Source organism: Psychrobacillus sp. FSL H8-0483, assembly GCF_038637725.1.
In the GTDB taxonomy this organism is placed as follows: domain Bacteria; phylum Bacillota; class Bacilli; order Bacillales_A; family Planococcaceae; genus Psychrobacillus.
On sequence record NZ_CP152052.1, the window covers coordinates 4,065,386 to 4,084,918 of the forward strand.

The 19,533-nt window shown below is 36.2% G+C and carries 20 protein-coding genes and 3 riboswitches; of the genes, 8 read left to right on the plus strand and 12 right to left on the minus strand.

Translation table 11 applies throughout. The features are described from left to right. Positions 1-30: 30 nt before the first annotated feature. From MHB48_RS20005 to mtnK, 3 genes are read right to left on the minus strand one after another with little or no spacing between them, the layout of a single operon-like run. Positions 31-1,110, minus strand: coding sequence for a sugar ABC transporter substrate-binding protein (locus MHB48_RS20005; protein ID WP_342599550.1), 1,080 nt, complete (start codon positions 1,108-1,110; stop codon positions 31-33). Continuing rightward, positions 1,107-2,162: an S-methyl-5-thioribose-1-phosphate isomerase gene (gene mtnA / locus MHB48_RS20010; RefSeq protein ID WP_342599551.1), complete on the minus strand. Its 1,056-nt coding sequence runs from the start codon at positions 2,160-2,162 to the stop codon at positions 1,107-1,109. Before mtnA ends, MHB48_RS20005 begins: the two co-directional genes overlap by 4 nt. Further along, a complete protein-coding gene (gene mtnK, locus MHB48_RS20015) occupies positions 2,159-3,349 on the minus strand; it encodes an S-methyl-5-thioribose kinase (protein WP_342599552.1) in 1,191 nt (396 codons plus the stop codon). Before mtnK ends, mtnA begins: the two co-directional genes overlap by 4 nt. A gap of 74 nt (positions 3,350-3,423) precedes the next feature. Continuing rightward, positions 3,424-3,579: riboswitch (SAM riboswitch) on the minus strand. Positions 3,580-3,752: 173 nt separating this feature from the next. Next, positions 3,753-3,858, plus strand: a riboswitch (SAM riboswitch). Between the two features lie 150 nt (positions 3,859-4,008). On the opposite strand from mtnK, the gene mtnW reads away from it, so the two are divergent. Genes mtnW through MHB48_RS20035 form a run of 4 tightly spaced genes read left to right on the plus strand, consistent with a single transcriptional unit; the run spans position 4,009 to position 7,057 of the window. Further along, positions 4,009-5,223: a 2,3-diketo-5-methylthiopentyl-1-phosphate enolase gene (mtnW, locus tag MHB48_RS20020; RefSeq protein WP_342599553.1), complete on the plus strand. Its 1,215-nt coding sequence runs from the start codon at positions 4,009-4,011 to the stop codon at positions 5,221-5,223. A 5-nt stretch (positions 5,224-5,228) separates the two neighbouring features. Further along, positions 5,229-5,894, plus strand: coding sequence for a 2-hydroxy-3-keto-5-methylthiopentenyl-1-phosphate phosphatase (locus MHB48_RS20025; RefSeq protein WP_342599554.1), 666 nt, complete (start codon positions 5,229-5,231; stop codon positions 5,892-5,894). Then, positions 5,891-6,508: a methylthioribulose 1-phosphate dehydratase gene (locus MHB48_RS20030; RefSeq protein ID WP_342599555.1), complete on the plus strand. Its 618-nt coding sequence runs from the start codon at positions 5,891-5,893 to the stop codon at positions 6,506-6,508. Before MHB48_RS20025 ends, MHB48_RS20030 begins: the two co-directional genes overlap by 4 nt. Positions 6,509-6,523: 15 nt before the next feature. Then, positions 6,524-7,057 (plus strand): cupin domain-containing protein, encoded by a 534-nt coding sequence (locus MHB48_RS20035; protein WP_342599556.1) that lies wholly within the window; start codon positions 6,524-6,526, stop codon positions 7,055-7,057. Positions 7,058-7,120: 63 nt separating this feature from the next. Here MHB48_RS20035 and MHB48_RS20040 read toward each other — a convergent pair whose 3' ends face one another. Then, positions 7,121-7,297, minus strand: a complete 177-nt coding sequence (locus MHB48_RS20040) for a hypothetical protein (RefSeq protein WP_342601441.1) — start codon at positions 7,295-7,297, stop codon at positions 7,121-7,123. Between the two features lie 213 nt (positions 7,298-7,510). On the opposite strand from MHB48_RS20040, the gene tatC reads away from it, so the two are divergent. Further along, entirely contained in the window at positions 7,511-8,266 is a 756-nt protein-coding gene (gene tatC / locus MHB48_RS20045; RefSeq protein ID WP_342599557.1) for a twin-arginine translocase subunit TatC, read from the plus strand. Between the two features lie 97 nt (positions 8,267-8,363). After that, on the plus strand, positions 8,364-8,567 hold the full coding sequence (tatA, locus tag MHB48_RS20050; RefSeq protein ID WP_342599558.1) for a twin-arginine translocase TatA/TatE family subunit: 204 nt from the start codon (positions 8,364-8,366) through the stop codon (positions 8,565-8,567). A 349-nt stretch (positions 8,568-8,916) separates the two neighbouring features. On the opposite strand, the gene MHB48_RS20055 is transcribed toward tatA, so the two are convergent. Continuing rightward, on the minus strand, positions 8,917-10,083 hold the full coding sequence (locus MHB48_RS20055) for a TraB/GumN family protein (RefSeq protein WP_342599559.1): 1,167 nt from the start codon (positions 10,081-10,083) through the stop codon (positions 8,917-8,919). A 419-nt stretch (positions 10,084-10,502) separates the two neighbouring features. Between MHB48_RS20055 and MHB48_RS20060 the strand changes: the two genes are divergently transcribed. Next, positions 10,503-10,841, plus strand: coding sequence for a heme oxygenase (locus tag MHB48_RS20060; protein WP_342599560.1), 339 nt, complete (start codon positions 10,503-10,505; stop codon positions 10,839-10,841). 48 nt (positions 10,842-10,889) lie between these two features. On the opposite strand, the gene MHB48_RS20065 is transcribed toward MHB48_RS20060, so the two are convergent. From MHB48_RS20065 to MHB48_RS20080, 4 genes are all read right to left on the minus strand, one after another. Then, a complete protein-coding gene (locus tag MHB48_RS20065; RefSeq protein ID WP_342599561.1) occupies positions 10,890-11,606 on the minus strand; it encodes a GNAT family N-acetyltransferase in 717 nt (238 codons plus the stop codon). A 64-nt stretch (positions 11,607-11,670) separates the two neighbouring features. Continuing rightward, the gene (locus MHB48_RS20070; RefSeq protein WP_342599562.1) at positions 11,671-12,405 is read right to left on the minus strand and encodes an amino acid ABC transporter ATP-binding protein; all 735 of its coding nucleotides are present in this window, start codon (positions 12,403-12,405) and stop codon (positions 11,671-11,673) included. A gap of 19 nt (positions 12,406-12,424) precedes the next feature. Further along, positions 12,425-13,180 carry an amino acid ABC transporter permease gene (locus tag MHB48_RS20075; protein ID WP_342599563.1) on the minus strand — a complete coding sequence of 252 codons (756 nt, stop codon included), beginning with the start codon at positions 13,178-13,180 and terminating at the stop codon, positions 12,425-12,427. Between the two features lie 66 nt (positions 13,181-13,246). Next, positions 13,247-14,092 carry a transporter substrate-binding domain-containing protein gene (locus MHB48_RS20080; protein ID WP_342599564.1) on the minus strand — a complete coding sequence of 282 codons (846 nt, stop codon included), beginning with the start codon at positions 14,090-14,092 and terminating at the stop codon, positions 13,247-13,249. A 129-nt stretch (positions 14,093-14,221) separates the two neighbouring features. Next, positions 14,222-14,404, minus strand: a riboswitch (Lysine riboswitch). A 258-nt stretch (positions 14,405-14,662) separates the two neighbouring features. On the opposite strand from MHB48_RS20080, the gene MHB48_RS20085 reads away from it, so the two are divergent. Next, positions 14,663-15,853, plus strand: coding sequence for an SLC45 family MFS transporter (locus tag MHB48_RS20085; protein ID WP_342599565.1), 1,191 nt, complete (start codon positions 14,663-14,665; stop codon positions 15,851-15,853). A gap of 61 nt (positions 15,854-15,914) precedes the next feature. Here MHB48_RS20085 and MHB48_RS20090 read toward each other — a convergent pair whose 3' ends face one another. The 3 genes from MHB48_RS20090 to MHB48_RS20100 all read right to left on the minus strand — a co-directional run bounded on the left by MHB48_RS20090 (position 15,915) and on the right by MHB48_RS20100 (position 19,501). Then, positions 15,915-17,189: a cation:dicarboxylase symporter family transporter gene (locus MHB48_RS20090; protein WP_342599566.1), complete on the minus strand. Its 1,275-nt coding sequence runs from the start codon at positions 17,187-17,189 to the stop codon at positions 15,915-15,917. A 138-nt stretch (positions 17,190-17,327) separates the two neighbouring features. Further along, positions 17,328-18,218, minus strand: coding sequence for a response regulator (locus MHB48_RS20095; RefSeq protein WP_342601437.1), 891 nt, complete (start codon positions 18,216-18,218; stop codon positions 17,328-17,330). 11 nt (positions 18,219-18,229) lie between these two features. Further along, the gene (locus MHB48_RS20100; protein WP_342599567.1) at positions 18,230-19,501 is read right to left on the minus strand and encodes a sensor histidine kinase; all 1,272 of its coding nucleotides are present in this window, start codon (positions 19,499-19,501) and stop codon (positions 18,230-18,232) included. Between the last annotated feature and the right edge of the window lie 32 nt (positions 19,502-19,533).

Genomic DNA, 19,533 nt, shown 5'->3' on the forward strand with positions numbered 1-19,533 from the left:
ACTTTTAAGGACAGCTGCAATTAGTTGAGGTTATTGATTTTCTAACTCTTTCAATGCATCTGTGTAACCTTGTTCGCTGGCACCCCAGCCTTCGATAAACTCATGTAAGTCATTTGTTGTCACCGTTTCTGCTGGAAGTTTTTCTGCGTCAACAAAAACTGGTTCTAGGACAACTCTTTCCTCTGGAGTCTCTCCATTTATTTTTTGATATAAATAGCGAACTTGAATACGCCCTATATCCATTGGATCTACAGCAGCTGAAGCTGCCCATGGACTATTTTCTTTTTGAATCATTTGTAAATCTTCATCGCTCATATCAATACTATAAACTTTTATATCCGTTCTACCTGCTTGTTCAATCGCACGAACTGCACCTTTTGCAAATTCATCCCAAGCCGCCCAAACAGCTGTAATTTCCCCCTTATTTGGGTATTGTTTTAAAATTGCTTCCATTTGCGCTTGAGTGTCTAGTGCTGTATTTTGTGTAGCTGCACCGAAAGTTGCGATTTCCTTAATTCCTTGATTTTCTTTTAAAAATTGCTCATACGCAATTTGTCTTCTTTCCATTGGAGCAAAACCTGCTACCCATATTTTTACTATGTTAGCTTCTCCATTTGCATCAATTGCTAATTTTTCTAAAGTCATTTCAGCCATCTTTTGATCGCCTTGCTCTAATACTGTTATCCCTTCCACTTCCACGCCTGCATCAAAAGCTACTACTGGTATTCCTTTATCAACAGCATTTTGTACTCCTTGGTTAAGCGCTTCTTTTGTTCCGTGATCAATTAATATTCCATCCATACCTTGGTTTACTGCTGCATCAAGGTTGGAAGCCATTTTAGCTAGATCCCCTTCAGAAGTAAACACCGTGACAGTTCCACCAAATTTCTCCACTTGTTCTTTTACACCTTCAATGTACTGAGCCGAGAAAGTACCGAGGTTTTGTTGCATAACTAATGCAATTTTCTTACCTGCTAATGGATTATCGGAAACCTCCGATTTAGTGGAAGCAGGTGCTTCTTCCTTTGTTTCTCCTTTTGGTTGACATCCTGTTAATAAGACACCAATTATTAATAGTACCGATAAGATCCAATGTATTTTTGTTTTCATGATCTTTCTCCTTTTTCTGTTCCCAATAAAGCGGGAATATTTTTATTGTATTCCGGGTAGATGATTCCTTTTTCGGTAATGATTGCTGTAATGTATTTGCCAGGTGTGACATCAAATGCAGGATTAAATACTTTTGTATTTAATGGGGCTACTTGCTTTCCTGCAACATGTGTTATTTCATCTGATGGACGTTCTTCAATCGGTATTTCTTTTCCATTTTCAATAGTTAAATCAAAAGTGGAAGACGGTGCAGCCACATAAAACGGAATTTGATATGCAGCCGCTAATAATGCCAGGTTAAGAGTTCCAATTTTATTAGCAGTATCACCGTTTGCAACTATTCGGTCTGCTCCAACAATAATTGCTTCAATTCCTTTTGCACCGATTGTATGTGCGGCCATACTGTCTGTTATCAGCGTAACGTCAACACCTGATTGCTGAAGTTCCCAAACAGTCAGTCGTGAACCTTGAAACACTGGTCTAGTTTCACAAGCGAATACTTCAAACCGTTTTCCTCGTTCGCTTCCAAGATGGAAAGGGGCTAACGCAGTTCCATATTTTGCAGTTGCAATAGATCCTGCATTGCATATAGTCATAACTTTCGTCTGATTTTCAAGTAAGGAGAGGGCAAATTCACCAATATTTCTGCATGATGCTTCGTCTTCCTTATGAATGACGATAGCTTCCTCTAACAACAGTTCCTTCGCTTCTTGAATAGTTGCAGCATCTTTAGCTACTCTTTGCAAACGATCTAACGCCCAAACTAAATTGACGGCTGTTGGTCTTGATTCCCCTAAATACAAGGCATCCTTTTCCAAATGCTGATAGAACTCTTCTAATGTATTTGTTTCGTAATGCTGAGCAGCTCTAGCTAAGCCATATGCAGCTGTAATACCAATAGCAGGAGCCCCTCGTACTTTTAAAGTAACAATTGCATCGTACACATCTTCTATTGTTTCTAGTGTTAAATAGTCCACTTCAAGAGGTAATTTCTGCTGATTTATAATTCTAAGTTTCTTATTGGTCCACTCTATCGATAACGGAATACTCATTTGTGTAACTCCTCCAGTAATGCAATTACTGCATGAATAGATTTAATTTCATTGCGTTTTAATATGAGTGCTTCCCCTATTAGTAAAGCCTGTTTTTTGAAAAGGATTCGTTTTTCGTCATCTGCAATCCCATCCAAATCCTTCACATGTGCTAACCCGATTGTACGCCGAATTAATTCACAACCAGCAAAACCTAGTGTATCGGTGAAAATTTTATCCAATACGTACTCTTCAAATCCCTCAGTATCTTTATAGGATTCAATACCTTTTGATTTCCATAGTGTAGAAAAGTTGGATGAAAACACTTCCCACGTTTGTTCGATATGATCGAGAATCACAATTCGCTCTTCCGCTTCTCTTGTAATGGATTGCACCATCATATTTGCTAAAAATAATCCAACATCGAATCCCATAGGTCCATAAAAAGCAAACTCTGGGTCTATCACTTTCGTTTCTGTTTCGCTAGCAAAGATACTTCCTGTATGCAAATCTCCATGAAGTAATGCTTCCGCTTCCGTCAAGAAACTTTTTTTCAATTTCGCGACTTCCAGTTTTAATGGCCCATTATTCCAAATAGCTTCCACTTCTTCTCTCAACGAAAGTTCATAGTCATTTGTATCGTGATCAAAAAATGGATCCGTGAAAATAAGATCTTCTGTAATTTTACATAGCTCTGGATTAGAAAACTCAGACACTAGTCGTTTTTTTTCAAACGGGTGTAATGCAAGATCAGATGTATGGAAAAGGGTTTGAGCAAGATACTCCCCAATATCCTTTGATAGCTTCGGATAAGATTCATAATGAATTAATCCTTCGCGTGCAATTTTTAAATGGGATAAATCCTCCATAACCGTAATTGCAAGTTCCTCGTCGCTCGCGTATACAGTCGGAACCAATCCAGTCGCAAATTCACCGTGTTTTTTTAATGCATTAGCTTCAATTACGGCACGTTTTAACGTTAGTGGCCAGCTTTCTCCAATCACTTTTGCATATGGTAAAGCCTGTTTGATAATGAGACTTTTCTCTCCATTACATTCCTTTATGTGAAACACATAATTTAGGTTACCATCACCAATTTCGCGACAATTTAATTCCGCTTCCTTTGGAAAGAAATTCAGTTCTTTCGCATATAAAATTGCACGCTCTTCTGTTAATGATTCATATTGTTTTTTTGTAGTTATCATCATTCTTCTCTACCTTTCATTTACAAAATAAAAAGCCTCTTTCAAAAGAAAGAGGCGTAGAATAAGAGACTTCTCGCCTCTTATCTTTCAGAAAGTTACCTTTCTGATGGAATTAGCACCGTGCCTTACGAGAATATACATCTCGGCGCGAAAAGCGCCCCGTTTCACAACGGTATTACGGTCGGTTGCTGGGCTTCATCGGGCCATTACCCTCTGCCTGCTCTTGATAAGAGTGCTATTACTTACAAATTTATGCTATTTGAAATGAATCCTAGCATATTAGAAAAAGAGTTGTCAATAATTTATTTCAATAAAAAAAACATTCTAAAAATTATATTGACAATCTTTCTGTTGCATGAAATAATCATTATTAATTTGACAAAACTAATCTCAATTGAATAAATTTTTCTTATTTAGAGCAGGTGGAGGGACGAGCCCTATGATACCCGGCAACCGGTCTAGTTACTAGACACGGTGCTAATTCTTGCAGTCCATTGACTGGGAAATAAGAAGTCGTTAAACCTTTAACCTCTTCTTTTTTGAAGAGGTTTTTTATTTCGAGAAAAGCGAAAGGCGCCAGCTTATCCGCAACTGCGACGAGCTTAGCAAAAGCCCTTGCGCCAAGGTGAAGTTGATTTTATCTAAAAGGATTGTGATGAATAATGAGTAGTGTAACCTCTCTTTATCAGGTGTACGGTAAGCCCGGATCTTTTGAAAAAAAAGCAGAGGGTATCGCACTTGGTTTAACAGTTGGATCCTGGACGGACTTACCATTACTTGAACAGGAACAATTAAAACAGCATAAAGGAAATGTTGTTTCGATTACAGAATTTGAATATGTTCACCATCCGCTGAAACCAGACCAAATCAAAGCGGAAATAAAAATAGAATATCCTAGTGCTAATTTCTCGGCAGATTTACCAGCCATTTTAACAACTGTTTTTGGCAAACTATCGCTCGATGGTGAAGTGAAGCTTTTAGATTTAGAATTTTCTCCAGAGCTTTTGACTAACTTTCCAGGACCAAGATTCGGTATTGATAGTATCCGTGAGCTACTAGGGGTATATGGTCGCCCCCTCATCATGAGTATATTCAAAGGAGTAATTGGTCGAGATATTAATTACTTAGCAGAACAACTTCGACACCAAGCGCTCGGAGGAGTTGATCTCGTAAAAGATGATGAAATTCTTTTTGACAATCCGCTTACTCCTTTTGAGAAACGTGTCACAACTGCTCAAGAAGTATTGCATCAAGTGTATGAAGAAACCGGACACCGAACGCTCTATGCCGTTAACTTATCTGGACGAACATCCGGATTAAAAGCAAAAGCACAAAAAGCAAAAGAACTTGGAGCAGATGCTCTTTTATTTAACGTCCATGCATATGGCCTTGATGTACTTCAAGAACTAGTGGAAGACCCGAATATCCAATTACCGTTTATGGCTCATCCCGCTTATAGCGGTGCGTTCACATCTTCCCCATTTTACGGGGTTGCTACTCCACTACTACTTGGAAAATTAACACGTTATGCAGGAGCAGATTTTTCATTATTCCCTTCACCTTATGGAAGCGTTGCACTAGAAAAAACAGCAGCACTCTCGCTTGGTGAAGAATTGACGAAAGTAAGTGCAATAAAACGAAGCTTTCCAGTACCTTCTGCAGGTATTCATCCTGGCTTAGTTCCGCTATTAATCGAGGACTATGGAATCGATAGCATTATTAATGCTGGTGGAGGCGTACATGGCCATCCTGCAGGTGCTACTGGTGGAGGACTCGCTTTTAGGCAAGCTGTATCGGCTGTGCTTGACGGAATTCCTCTTTCAGAAGCTGCAAAACAATATAGTGAATTAAAAAAAGCAATGGAACTGTGGGGGTAAGCATTATGAGCAAGCTAGTCATCTTTTGTGATTTTGATGGCACTATTACAAATCAAGACAATATTATCTCTATCATGAAAAAATTCGCTCCTCCCGAATACTTGCCGATCAAAGAGAATATTTTAGGACAAAAGCAATCTATCCGTGAAGGTGTAGCAGAAATGTTTGCTCTGTTACCCGCTTCTTTAAAGGATCAAATCGTTTCCTATTTGTTAGAGCAAGCACAGATTCGCGAAGGATTTGCTGAATTTGTTTCATATACGAGAAAACACAACCTACCACTATATATCGTTAGTGGTGGTATTGATTTCTTTGTAGAACCGATGCTTAAAGAGTTCGGTCCATTTTCGGATGTTTATTGTAATGCATCCAATTTTTCAGGAGAGACAATACAAATCGAGTTTCCACATGGATGTGATGAACAATGTACCAGCCAAGGCTGCGGGTGCTGTAAGCCCTCCATCATTCGCCAACTCCAAGATAATGATGCGGTAAGTGTTGTAATTGGAGACTCGATAACAGATTTAGAAGCTGCCAAAATGGCAGATCTCGTTATAGCAAGAGACTATCTCATTACTAAGTGTGAGGAATTGAATATCCCTTATGAACCTTTCGAAAATTTCCGAGATGTCATGAATATTATTGACGCAAAGTTAGGTGTAGAAATATGACCACACTCCAAAGTAAATGGGAAGAGTTAGCAGACATAAAAGATGAACTAGCTTCTCGGGACTGGTTTATGGGAACTAGCGGAAATTTGGCTATAAAAGTGCACGACAATCCAATAGAATTTCTAGTCACAGCTAGCGGAAAAGATAAGAAGAAGAGAACCCCAGAAGACTTTTTACTCGTAAACGCAAGTGGAAATCCCGTTGAAAAAACGGATTTAAAGCCATCAGCAGAAACATTATTGCACTGCGCTATCTATTCTAAGACATCCGCTAGATGTAGCCTCCATGTCCATACAGTTGCAAATAACGTCATCTCTGAATTATACGGTGATAACGGGAAAATCGACTGCCGTGGCCAAGAACTCATTAAAGCTTTTGGACTGTGGGAGGAAGATGATATACTCTCCATTCCTATCATTCCAAACCATGCGCACATTCCTAGTCTTGCCGAAGAATTTAAGTCTCATATACTCGCTGAGAAAGGTGCGGTTTTAATTCGTAACCACGGTATTACTGTTTGGGGTAGTGATGCATTCGAGGCCAAAAAACTACTAGAAGCTTGTGAGTTTTTATTTCAGTATCAATTGACATTACATCAACTAAAATCAAAATAAGAAAGGAAGAATAAAATGGCTATCATTAAAATTCAAGGAACGAACGAAACAATTGAAGCACAAAACGAGGTTGCAGCATTTTTAGAGAAACAAGAAGTTATTTATGAGCATTGGGAAATCGAAAAATTACCAGGACATCTTCGCGAAAAATTCGACCTTAGCGATGTAGAAAAAGAAGAAATTCTAAATGCTTTCAAAACAGAGATTGATGACATTTCAGAGCGTCGTGGCTATGAAGCAGCAGATTTAATTTCTTTATCTGATTCTAACCCTAACTTAGATGAATTATTGAAAAACTTCGAGCGCAAACATCTTCATACAGATGATGAAGTTCGGTATATCGTTAGTGGCCATGGAGTTTTTATTATCCAAGGAAAAGACGAAAACTTCTTTGAAGTACATTTATCACCAGGAGACTTAATATCAGTACCAGAAAACATTACGCATTACTTCACGCTTGCGGAAGATCGTAAAGTTGTTGCAGTTCGAATCTTTGTAACTACTGAAGGTTGGGTACCAGTTTATCAAGATGAAGTTGCTCAAAGCTAAATCTATAAAAAACCAAAAACTCCTTACATGCTTTCTACAAGCTTGTAAGGAGTTTTTTATAAATTATTTAACAAGTAATCCACCTTGTTTTAAATAAGCTTGAATACCCTCTGCTGCACGGTAAGTTAGCGCTCCGACTGTACCAGTAGGATTGTAGCAACTATTATGTGGAAATGCAGTTGCACCGACAACAAATACGTTTTCAGCTTCCCGCATTTTAAAGACATTTATTAGATTCAAATTGATAATATACTATAGTTTAAATAAGTAAATATAAACTACTTTTATTTACAAATTCATTGGAAAGAGTATAATGTGTAGGTAATACAATACAACATTTCTGTTTCACATCCTATGTCTCATAAGATAGGATGTATGGGATTACAAAAACAATACAAGAAAGACATATTTATTTTCTTTCACTTTGTTTGATTAGATGGGGTGGTAAACAAAATGGCACAAGAACCGGAATTGACGCTCGTCGAACATTTAACCGAGCTTCGAAAAAGGCTCATTATAGTAGCATCAACTTTTATCCTATCCCTTGCTTTAGGGTTTTGGATGGCTCCAAAAACATTAACCTTCTTAAAACAACAACCTACAGCTGCCCATGTCGAGTGGAATGTCTTTGGCTACACAGATGGACTGATGATTTATGTTAAATGTGCTTTAGTGTTAGCTATATTAATTACTTTACCAATTGCAATGTACCAATTATGGTTATTTGTGAAACCAGGTTTATTAGATAAAGAAGCAAAAGGTACGATTTATTTTATCCCTATTTCTTTTCTATTATTTTTAGCTGGTATCAGTTTTAGTTACTTTATCTTATTTCCTTTAATGTTGAACTTTATGTCCAACATTAATGATTCTATTGGTGCTTTAGAAACTTACGGTATGCAACAATACTTTACGTTTATGTTTAATTTAATTATTCCTGTAGGTATCGTTTTCGAATTACCTGTTATCATTCTTTTTTTAACAAAACTAGGAATTGTCACACCGGATAGATTACGTAAGATGAGAAAGATTTCCTACTTTATACTAGTAATTGTTGGAGTTTCTATTACACCTCCAGACTTTATCTCAGACTTTATCATCGTAGTACCATTACTACTGTTGTTTGAAATAAGCATACTCGTTTCTAGTTGGTCTTATAAAAAACAGCAAGCAAAACAAGCACTTCAGCAAGAAAATTTTGAAGAATAAATTTTGCTTTTTATTCGTGTTATAATAAAATAGTAAACTACTCATGAACTCTCGCCACTTGACTTATATAGAAAACAACTTAGAGGAGGAACTTCCTATGCCAAACATCGGCGTACCAGGTTTAATCATTATCTTAATCATTGCTTTAATCGTTTTCGGACCATCTAAACTACCACAGTTAGGTAAAGCAGCTGGACAAACACTAAAAGAATTCAGAAATTCTACGAAAGATATTGTAGATGAAGTAGCAGATGAATTTAAATTAGATAATAAAGAAGCAGATTCTAAAAAGAAAATATAATGTCTTAAACCAGCTATTTTAAACAATAGCTGGTTTTTTTGTTTCTAAAACATGTTTGTTGACTAGAGAGTACTTATTGTCAAGGTCGTAACGGAGATGCAGTAGCAAAATGGATGTACGACTTTGCTACAAAACTCTGGTGAATAAATAGTAGTAGGGATGAAATTGATAAATGCTTATTTATTTTTTATGAGGCTGCGTATCTTGCCACGGTCATTCTGCAGAATTGGTTGATAATAACAAACTAGCAACTCCTTATTAATTAACTTTGTCAATCCATTGCATCTCTAAAATTTCAATTGCCTTCTATCTAAAAAATCCCTCCTTCCAATGGAAGGGGGGACCATAATTAAAAGTTCTTAAAGAATACTCGAATAACATCTGCACCACCTATAAAAGTACCTAGGGATCCAAATAAGTTGGTTAAAACTACTACTAGTAATACACGAGTCACTTTGTTTTTCCAAAAACCTTTAATAGTGAATACGTCTTCTGACAACGTTTCAAAATCTGCTATCGTCGGTCGTTTCATAAAGGCCTGTACTAGCCCTGATACCCAACCAGACGCCAAAATAGGATGTAAAGCCGTAATTGGTGCTGCGATGAAGGCTGACAAGATAGCTAGTGGATGACCTAATGCAACTGCTGCTCCAATCGCTGCCATCGTACCTGTCCATAAAATCCAACTAATTGCTTGGTCCAATCCTGCCGAGGGATTAGCGAAAAATGTAAATATCATTAATACAACAATTAACACAGGAAGAGACCAACCAATTATTTTCGGCACAATCGACTTTGGGGGTACAGCAGAAAGTTTTTCTAAATCTTGCTCTTTATGAATTTCTACTGTAATGCCTGGAACATGGGCTGCACCTAATACTGCCACTACCTTTTCTCCTGGTGCGTCTTTAATTTTTTGAGCCAAGTATTGATCGCGCTCATCAATTAAAGGTGTTTTTAGCTTTGGAAAGGATGCCGTAAATTCGGCAAGTACAGCATTCAATGTATCTTGTGTCTTCATCTTCTCTAGTTCTTCTTCCGAAATAGTATCTTTGCTGAAAATACTAAAGAAAACAGAAGTAAGTAATTGTGATTTACCTATCCAACCAAGATTATGCCAAATACGAGAGAACGTTACTTGGATATTTCGATCCGCTAGGACTATTTCTGCTCCAACCTCTTTCGCACTTGCAATCCCTTGAATCATTTCCTGTCCTGGCTTAATATCAAACTGTTTTGCCATTCGATTTTGGAACGAAGATATAGCTAGATTCATCAACAATAGGGTGGCTTTCTTTTCTTTAATTACTTTAAAGATGTCCGTCTCTTTCCACTTATTGTTATCCATTATAGACTGATATCTTTGTTCATCTAATTCTATACAAACCGAATCTGGATTTTCTCTTTCAATTACTTCTTTTACTTGGTCTGCACTTTGTCTGGAAACGTGAGCCGTTCCAATTAAAATAATTTCCTTGCCATCTAAATATATGCGAGTAATATTTTCTTCCGACATAAACTACTTCCTTCATAGAATGTATTTCTTTTACGTAATCCTATATTCATTGATTACTAAAAGACTGTCTATTGTTAATAATGAAGTACTTGACGATAAAATTCAATTAAGTTCTATTAAAAAACAACCAAAAATAGTGAAATTAAATAATTTCTTAGAAAACTAGAAATAGGTATATTTTTTCCTTCAGTAGAACTCTGTGACTTCGTGATCAATTATCAGAGAGGAGCGTCAACGTACCGCAATCGTACTTCGATTATTTTAGCAGATGAATCAACTACAAGCATTGATAAAAATGGGGTACAACCTATTTCTAAAGAAGTGCAGAACAGGAACATAGCTACCATTATAGTGACTCATGGTGAATGGAAGATGGTATACTAACATTAACAAATAAATCTTACAGAGGAGAATGACCAATGATTATTGTAACGAATCGCATTAAAACTAAATTAGGTTTTGCGGAAAGAATGGCACCAGCCTTTACAAAGCCAAGTCCTCTTCAAGAAATGGAAGGTTTTATTAAGGTAGAAGTAGCAATTACAGTAGGTCTTACGGAATATGATGAAATGAATGTGAATATGTATTGGGATAATGAAGAAAACTTCCAAGCGTGGAAAGACAGTGACATTTTTAAACAAGCTCATAAACGCCCAGAACCAGGTTCTGCTGAATCTGCAGAGGAGTCTCCAATCTTAGGAAGCCAATTAATTATTTCGAAAGTCGCTGCTTCCATTGAAGCGATCCCAGCTAAATAATTTAAATACACAAAAGTGGATGACTCGTTTTCTGAGCCATCCACTTTTTTATTGTTTTCGATTGATACGATAAATTCCTTTTTTATCTCGCAACGTACATCCATTCGTTTCAAAAATACGAATCATATGTTGGTTATTTTCATCGGTACTTCCCACATAAGATTTTGCTCCAAAACGCTTCATTATTTCTAATGAAAGTAAATGAAACACAGTTCCATAACCCTTTCCTCGCTGTTCTGGAACTACACCAAAATAAAAGAGTCTTCCTTCATCTCTTGTTCCCTCTTCTATATGCGGAATACTAATACCTAGAGCTTGTTTACCATTCGAAAATATATAACAATGCTCACGCCATTTAGGACCAAGTTCATTTACGAAGGACTCCATAATTTGGTCAATAGAAAATAGTTTATTTTTGTTGGCGGAACCACTTCTACAAGATTCATATAATTCTGCGAAGGCTGAATCACTTAAATGACTTTCTGAGAGTGCATCTACCTTAATTTCCATAGAAGGGTTAAATGTCTCCTCTAAATTTCTTGTATACTCTACAATAGAAGAAACTTTATTAAACCCACGTTTTAAGAGCCAGTCTTCGTTTTCTTCGTCCATTAATAAGGACAAGTACCCTACCTTTTCTGCATTCCATTCATCTAAAAGAGTTGTAAAAGCGATTAAGTAATCTTCGTTGTTCTTCTTGACACCTTTTACTTGATCAACAAGCCAGTACTCTCGGTCTTTTTTTATCAGACTAAAAAGATTCACCTAAGTATCTCCTCTTTTCCTGTATCCAATGCGTGAGATAATACGACCATCAAAATATTTTACGTTATCTTAACGTGCGTTTTAAAAATTCTCTCGTTCGTTCTTGCGTCGGATTATTAAAGATTTGGTTTGGGGGACCTTCTTCTGCAATTACGCCTTTATCCATAAATACCACACGATCTGAAACCTCTTTCGCAAACTCCATTTCATGTGTGACGATTAACATTGTAAGTCCTGATGCTGCTAGTTCTTTCATCACTTTTAGAACTTCTCCTACCATTTCTGGATCAAGTGCGGAAGTTGGTTCATCAAACAACATGACATCTGGTTCCATCGAGAGTGCTCGAGCAATCGCTACACGCTGTTTCTGACCACCAGATAATTGAGTTGGTCTCGCGTTCACGTATTGATCCATTCCAACTACTTTTAAATACTTTAATGCTATTTTTTCCGCTTCTTCTTTGGAACGTTTCAATACTTTTACTTGTCCCACGACACAATTACTTAGGACATTATGATTATTAAACAGGTTAAATTGCTGAAAAACCATCCCTAGCTTAGTTCGATAAGCATGAATATCGTGCATGTTATCTAGAATATTTTCTCCATTATAAATGATTTGACCACCACTTGGTTTTTCTAAAAGATTAACGCAACGAAGAAGAGTGGATTTACCAGATCCAGAGGAACCAATGATGCAAACAACTTCTCCTTTATTCACAGAGAAATCAATGTCTTTTAACACTTCATGATTACCAAAGGATTTGCTTAAATGTTGTATATCGATTACTTTTTCCATTTGTTTACCTCCTTCGCTATTAAATTCCCTCATTTTTTTGGGGAAGTGTTATTTGTGTAGGTTGACCAATCATACTGTAGTTAGTCGGACCTTCTAATTTTCTTTCAAAATATCGTAAAATTAATGTTACCGAAAAAGTCATGACGAAGTACAAAATACATGCAACAAAAAATGGTTCAAAATACGTAAAGTTTATTCCTGCAATTGTTTTTGTTTGGAAATATAGCTCCGTTACACCAATTACATTCAGTACGGATGTATCCTTAATATTAATAATAAATTGATTGCCGGTCGCTGGTAAAATATTTCGAATAACTTGTGGTAATACAACTTGTAGCATTGTTTGTAGATGATTCATACCAATTGCTTGAGCTGCTTCAAATTGCCCTTTTTCAATGGAAATTACACCACCACGAACAATTTCCGCCATGTAAGCACCTGTATTAATAGATACGATAACGATTGCTGCAACGGTTCGATCCATATCTATACCAAATGCTAAAGCAGACCCATAAAAAATGACCATCGCTTGCACGATCATTGGCGTTCCACGGAAAAACTCTATATATATGGAAAGAATAAAATTAACTATTTTCAAAAAAATTCGTTTTGCTTTTCTTTCAGGCACTGGTATTGTACGTATTACGCCTGCTATTAAACCGATAACAGCTCCTATTATCGTACCAATTATGGAGATTAAAAGTGTCATACCTGCTCCACGAAGGAACATTGGCCAGTTATTAACTATTATTGATAAAATCCACTCTAAGCTCATACTTTTCCTCCTTAAACATTAAAACCGACTGCAAATAGATGCAGCCGGTGTCGTGTCACTTCATCTTTATTCTGCCGCTGGTTGATTTTTAATAGCAGCATCCATAATCTCTTGTCTATCTTCCTCAGAGATTTTTGCTAAAATTTCATTTATTTTTTCAGTTAGATCGCTATTTTTCTTAAGTCCTACTGCAACCGCTGTTTCTTCCTCTGGCGCAACAAATCCATCTGTAAATTCAACCATTGCAAACTTATCATTGGCTGAAGAAGCACTAATTCCTTCTGGGCGTTCGGATACGTATCCATCAATCACACCTGATTCTAGAGCAACTCGCATTGCAGGGAAATTATCCGATGCAGGTTGTTTCTTTACGCCTTCAATTTGATCAATCACACCATAATGAGAAGTATTTAATTGTCCAGTTACCTTTGCACCACTAAAATCTTGGATAGAAGTAGCTCCTTCAAAAGGTCCACCTTTTTTTACTACCATTACAAAGTTAGATGTGTAGTAGTTCTCAGAGAAGTCGATTGTCTTTTTACGTTCTTCTGTCGGTGACATCCCGGCAATAATTGCATCAATCTTTCCGGAAGTTAATGATGGTACTAATCCGTCCCATTCTGTTTTTACAATTACTAATTCTTTTCCTAATCCATCTGCAATTCTTTTTGCAATTTCTACATCATATCCACCTGCATATTCTTTGTTGCCATCAATTTTCACGCCCCCGTTAGAGTCGTTTAATTGTGTCCAGTTAAAAGGTGCATAGCCTGCTTCTAAACCTACTGTAAATGTATTGTCCTTATCTGTAGCTGATGATGATCCACTGTTTTCTTTTTTGTCTGATCCACATGCTGCTAATACCAAAATTGCGGTAAGAAATATTGATAATAATAATAGTTTGTTTTTCATTTCTATTACTCTCCTTTTATTTTCAGTCTATGCGTATGAAATCTAAAAAAGGACAACTTGTACAAAAAAAGACCTGAGATGAACTCAGGTCGCAATATGTATAGTTGCCCTAAATCCTCTACTTTTCCCAAATGAGATAGCACACCATTATAAACCGGGAAGATTATAACGGCAGTCCTGCAGTTCTTAACTACAGACCCAGCAAGTAATACGGAGAAATATTACAAACTTCGGCGACATTCCCTTCTCTTTAGCATCATAGCTTCTCAAACTCCACTAAAGACTGTTAAATATCGCGCCTCTACCTCACCTATACTAAGTGAGGTCATATTCAATTATTGTTCATAGTTTACAATAACAATTTCTTTCTGTCAATCTATCTAGATTAAACACTTCTCTGACTGAGTATGATAAAGGACTCAATCCCTCAGCAAATCCATATATATAAAAGTACACTTCTTTTTTTAATGGATTAAGTTATTTCAAAGAATTCGGTTATGCCAGTGTATTATCGACTGATTAAATCCTGGTGATTTATTCTTAAAAATTGTTATTCGAAGGAGAACTGCGTTGAAAAAAATCTGGTTTTTAGGTTTTGGTTTTTTTAGCATAAGTTTAGGATGGTCATTGTATAACGGCTTTGTTCCATTCTTTCTAGATAATTATATTACAAGTACTGCATTAATTGGTTTTCTGATGACAATTGATAATTACTTTGCCCTTTTTTTACAGCCATATATCGGAAGCCGCAGTGATCGAACGAGTACACGTTTCGGTCGACGCATGCCCTATTTGCTTATTGGTCTCCCTTTTACCGCTTTATTCTATGGTCTTATTCCTTTTCATACTAGTTTACTTACGTTAATCATTTTTATGGTTTGTATGAATTTATCTATGGCCATTTTCCGTTCCCCAACAATATCCTTAATGCCAGATATTACCCCTGAACCAGAACGTACAAAAGCAAATGGAGTTATTAATTTCATGGGTGGGTGCGGCGGCATATTAGCGTTTAGTGCTGGTTCATTCTTATTCAGTATGGAAGAATCGTTACCATTCTTAGTGGTTTCAATTATTTTCTTAGTAGCTTTAGTAGTTGTTTTTAAAAATATTAAGGAAAGCCAAGATGCTATTCCTTTTCCCATCTCGACCACACCAAAAATCAACTATAAAGTAGAATTAAATACTCCTACTGTTTTCTTGTTAGCTGCAATCTTTTTTTGGTTTATGGCTATACAAGGAATGGAAGCTTTATTTACTTTATATGGAGTAAACGAGCTTGGATTATCCAAAGGTGCTTCTGCATTTTCATTAGCTTTTTTTTCATTAAGTTTTGTGCTTTCCGCCATACCAAGCGGGCTATTAGGTGCAAAGTTTGGAAAGAAAAAAGTAATATTAATTGGGATCATCGGTTTATTCTTCGTTTTCTTTCTATTAAATTGGGTAGAATCTGTCTTTTCGTTACGCGCAATTCTATTAGCTGGTGGAATGTTTTGGGCTTGTATAAATATCAATTCCTACCCTTATATTATTTCTCTTGGGAGTGAACACAGTTTTGGAACACGAACTGGCCTATATTATTTAGTTTCTTCATTAGCGGCCATCATTTCCCCACCGGCTCTCGGGTTTTTAATTGATTTATTTGGCTTTGGAATATTATTTAATGCTACTGCCGGGAGTATGCTTTTTGCATTAGTCTGCATGCTGAAGGTCAAAACTACCTCCACTTCCTCTGTATCCATTCTTCCACCCAATGTATAAATGATACAATAAAACCGGCCACCCAATGGATAGTAGCCGGTTTTTCATGTATTATTTGGTTTTATACTATTTCGTCTAAAGAAGCGTAGTAAGCTTCTTGTTTTTCTTTATCAAATCTACCTTCCCACTTAGACATTACAACTGTAGCCAATGCATTCCCTACTACATTTACTACGGTACGTGCCATATCAAGAAGTCTGTCAATACCAGCGATGAATGCAAGACCTTCAACTGGAATACCTACAGTTCCTAAAGTAGCTAATAGGACAACGAACGAAACTCCTGGTACCCCAGCAATTCCCTTAGAAGTCACCATTAATACCACAACTAAAGTAACTTGCTCCATAATACTTAAATCAATCCCATACATCTGTGCAATAAAAATTGCCGCAATAGCCTGGTAGAGTGTTGACCCATCCAGATTAAAAGAATAGCCAGTCGGGATAACAAAAGAAACAATGTCTTTTGGCGATCCAAATTTCTCCATCTTCTCCATTACTTTTGGCAATACAGTTTCTGAACTTGAAGTCGAGTATGCTAATAGTAATTCATCTTTTAATACTTTAATAAGATGGAAAATATTGATGCCGACTAGTTTAGCAATTCCACCTAATACAACAACAATGAAAAATATCATTGCAAGGTAGACTAATGCCATTAACTTACCTAGAGGTACTAACGATTCTAGGCCAAATTTTGACACGGTAACGCCAATCAAAGCAAATACACCGAATGGAGCAAATTTCATGATAAGGTTTGTCACCCAAAACATCGCATCTGCTGTACCTTGGAAGAAGGCAAGTACTGGTTTACCTTTTTCACCAATTGCAGCAATACCTAGCCCAAATAGTACAGAAAAGAAGATAATAGCTAGCATATTTCCTTCTGCCATTGCCTGGACAACATTACTTGGAACAGCATTTACAATTACATCTGCAAAACCATGGCTTTGAACTTCTTCAGACGTTTCTACATATTGATGAATATCCGTTTTAGAAAGGGTAGACATGTCTACACCTACCCCAGGTTGGAAGATATTCGCCGCTAGTAACCCGACAAGAATAGCAATAGTAGTAACAATTTCAAAGTATAAAAGAGTTTTTCCACCCAGTTTACCTAGCTGCTTTATATCGCCAGTCCCTGCAACTCCTAAAATCAAAGTAGAAACTATAATTGGGACTACAATCATTTTGATCATATTTATAAAAATTGTACCTATCGGTTGTAAATAGGTTTCCACTGCAGGATTTCCGAAAAAGATTGCTCCCACAGCAACCCCTAGTACTAACCCGACTAGAATTTGATAGGCCAATGAAAATTTAAATTTTTTCTTCATCAATAAGTCACCCCTTTTTTTATATTGAAAACGCTTTCTAACATCCAAAAGAGCTTTTATAACACTTTAAAGGGGAATTACAAAATCCGACAAAATCCGACATTTTATTAAATTAATCATTTTACAATTTCGAATTATTTAGTTTTGTTTATATTTTTCTAAAACCTCTAAATACAGTACTTGCAGAAATTTCTTAATGTTAATCTTTACTTTTAAAAGCTTCTTTTGACCTGCTTGAATATGAAACATTTGAGTTCTTAATTCTTGAAAATCAAAATATCTTGGACCATAATGTTCAAACTCAGGGTTTGTGTAATCAATGGCACCTAAGGAAGCTATATTATTGACTGCCAGTGAGATCGTTCGACGTAATCGTTGCTCTATTGCTTTACTTTCTTTTTTTATATCTGCTTCACTGAAGGCAGATTTTTTTGCAATTGCTCTGTATAAATCTTTTAATGGTGGCAATTGAGTAATATGTTCATCTTGATTGATCAAATATTGGATAATAGCAATAATATCATTACTTCCCACTTCACCTATAATTCCCATATCACTTAATATGGGTTGAACAATCTCTTTTATGCTTTGTTTTCTAGAAGGTGTTTTAGCAGGATCAATCTTTGCTAAGGACTCTCTAATTGCTAGTAAAGAATCCTTTAGTCTTATTTGTTCCGTTGTTTTTTTTAAAATACTTTGAACTTCAACCCGATTAATTGGCTTATGTATAAAAAATTCAATGCCTTTTTCATAAGCTTCCCCGACCATTTCTTTATTTACAATTTGTGATATCATAATAAATTTACCCTGATATCTTTGTTTAATTAACTCTTCTATCGTTTCCATACCATCTAGCTCCGGCATTAACAAATCTATTAAGACAACATCTGGGTTCATTGTAAGGATAGGCGTAATACTCTTTACTCCACTTTCTGCTTCCCCTATTACTAAACCGAGCTCTCCTTCTTCTATTATCCTTTTCAGCATCGTTCTACTCGCTGTATCATCATCTACAATAAAATAACGCAGTATTTTTCCACTCACTTTCTTATATGGTTGGTTGGAATATGAATACGAAAAACTGTTCCTTGCTTACAAGGTTCAATTTCTATTTTTCCTGCTAACGTATGAATGATCTCTTTTACATGGGAGAGGCCAATGCCAGTTGCAGCTACTCCTTTTTCATTAAATTTTGTCGTATAGCCTGGTTCAAAAACAATCGATATATCTTCTTTCTTAATACCTATTCCAGAATCTTTAATGATGAACAACGTATTGAGCGATTCCTCATAAACATCGACTTCAATTTTCCCTTTTTGTATAATAGCTTCTACCGCATTGGCAGTTATATTATTCAATAAAGCTAAAAGTGGGATTTGTTGATCTGTTTCAAAATCTACAGATATAGAAAGTTGAAAGGAAATATCTTTCTTCAATAGTTCACTATATTTTTCATTCGCATGTATAACGAGCTGCAGTACATCTGAAAGCAAAAGAGGTGTTTCTTTTTTTATTTCAGTAATTTTTTGTAATCCAGCTAAAATTCGCTGAGAATCCTTTTTTACTTCATGAATTTCCTGTGCGATATGTAATGCCTGAACACTTAACAAATGCAATTCATTCTTTTTTAATTGGCGATACAAATCATGACTGGAAGCTGTAATTTGCTCTATATGATTCATCGACTTTTGTAAATAAAGGGTTTCTGAATATAGTTCAGCACCAACGCCAAGCATTTCCTCCACGCGTTTCTTTTGTTCTGTTATGGTAATGGAGCTATACAAGCCAACTACAAAATAACTTCGAAATATGGCCACCCCTATTAATAATGCCCAATCTCGAAGCCCTATAATCTCATGATTTAGAAACCAGTATCGTATAAAATGTTCGACGCTATTTGCGATAAATTCAAATCCAATAGCCCAAGCCCCAAGGACAAAAGGAAGAGTTTTATACCTTTCTATTTTTACAATACTAAATCCAAGTGCAAACAAAAAATAAAACAAAAATGCGGGAACATGATTGGTTACACTTGTCCAAAAAGGATCTAGATGAAAGAGGAGATCTCCTGCAATTCGTACACTAACAACCGCTATGCCCGTTATGCAGCCAGTTAAAAGGAGAGAAGCAGGAGGAAAAGTTAAAATTAGTAGAAAGAAAGCAATACTTCCTAATCCAAACCGAAAGGCTTCTCCATTAAAGGGAACTACTTTTAACTCACTTGCTATGACTGTTAGAAAAACAGTTAATACTAGAGCCAACCCATTTTTTTTGAATATATTTTGACGTACAACCTTATTTATAGAAAACATGGAATTCTCCTATATAACATTTTTACATTCAT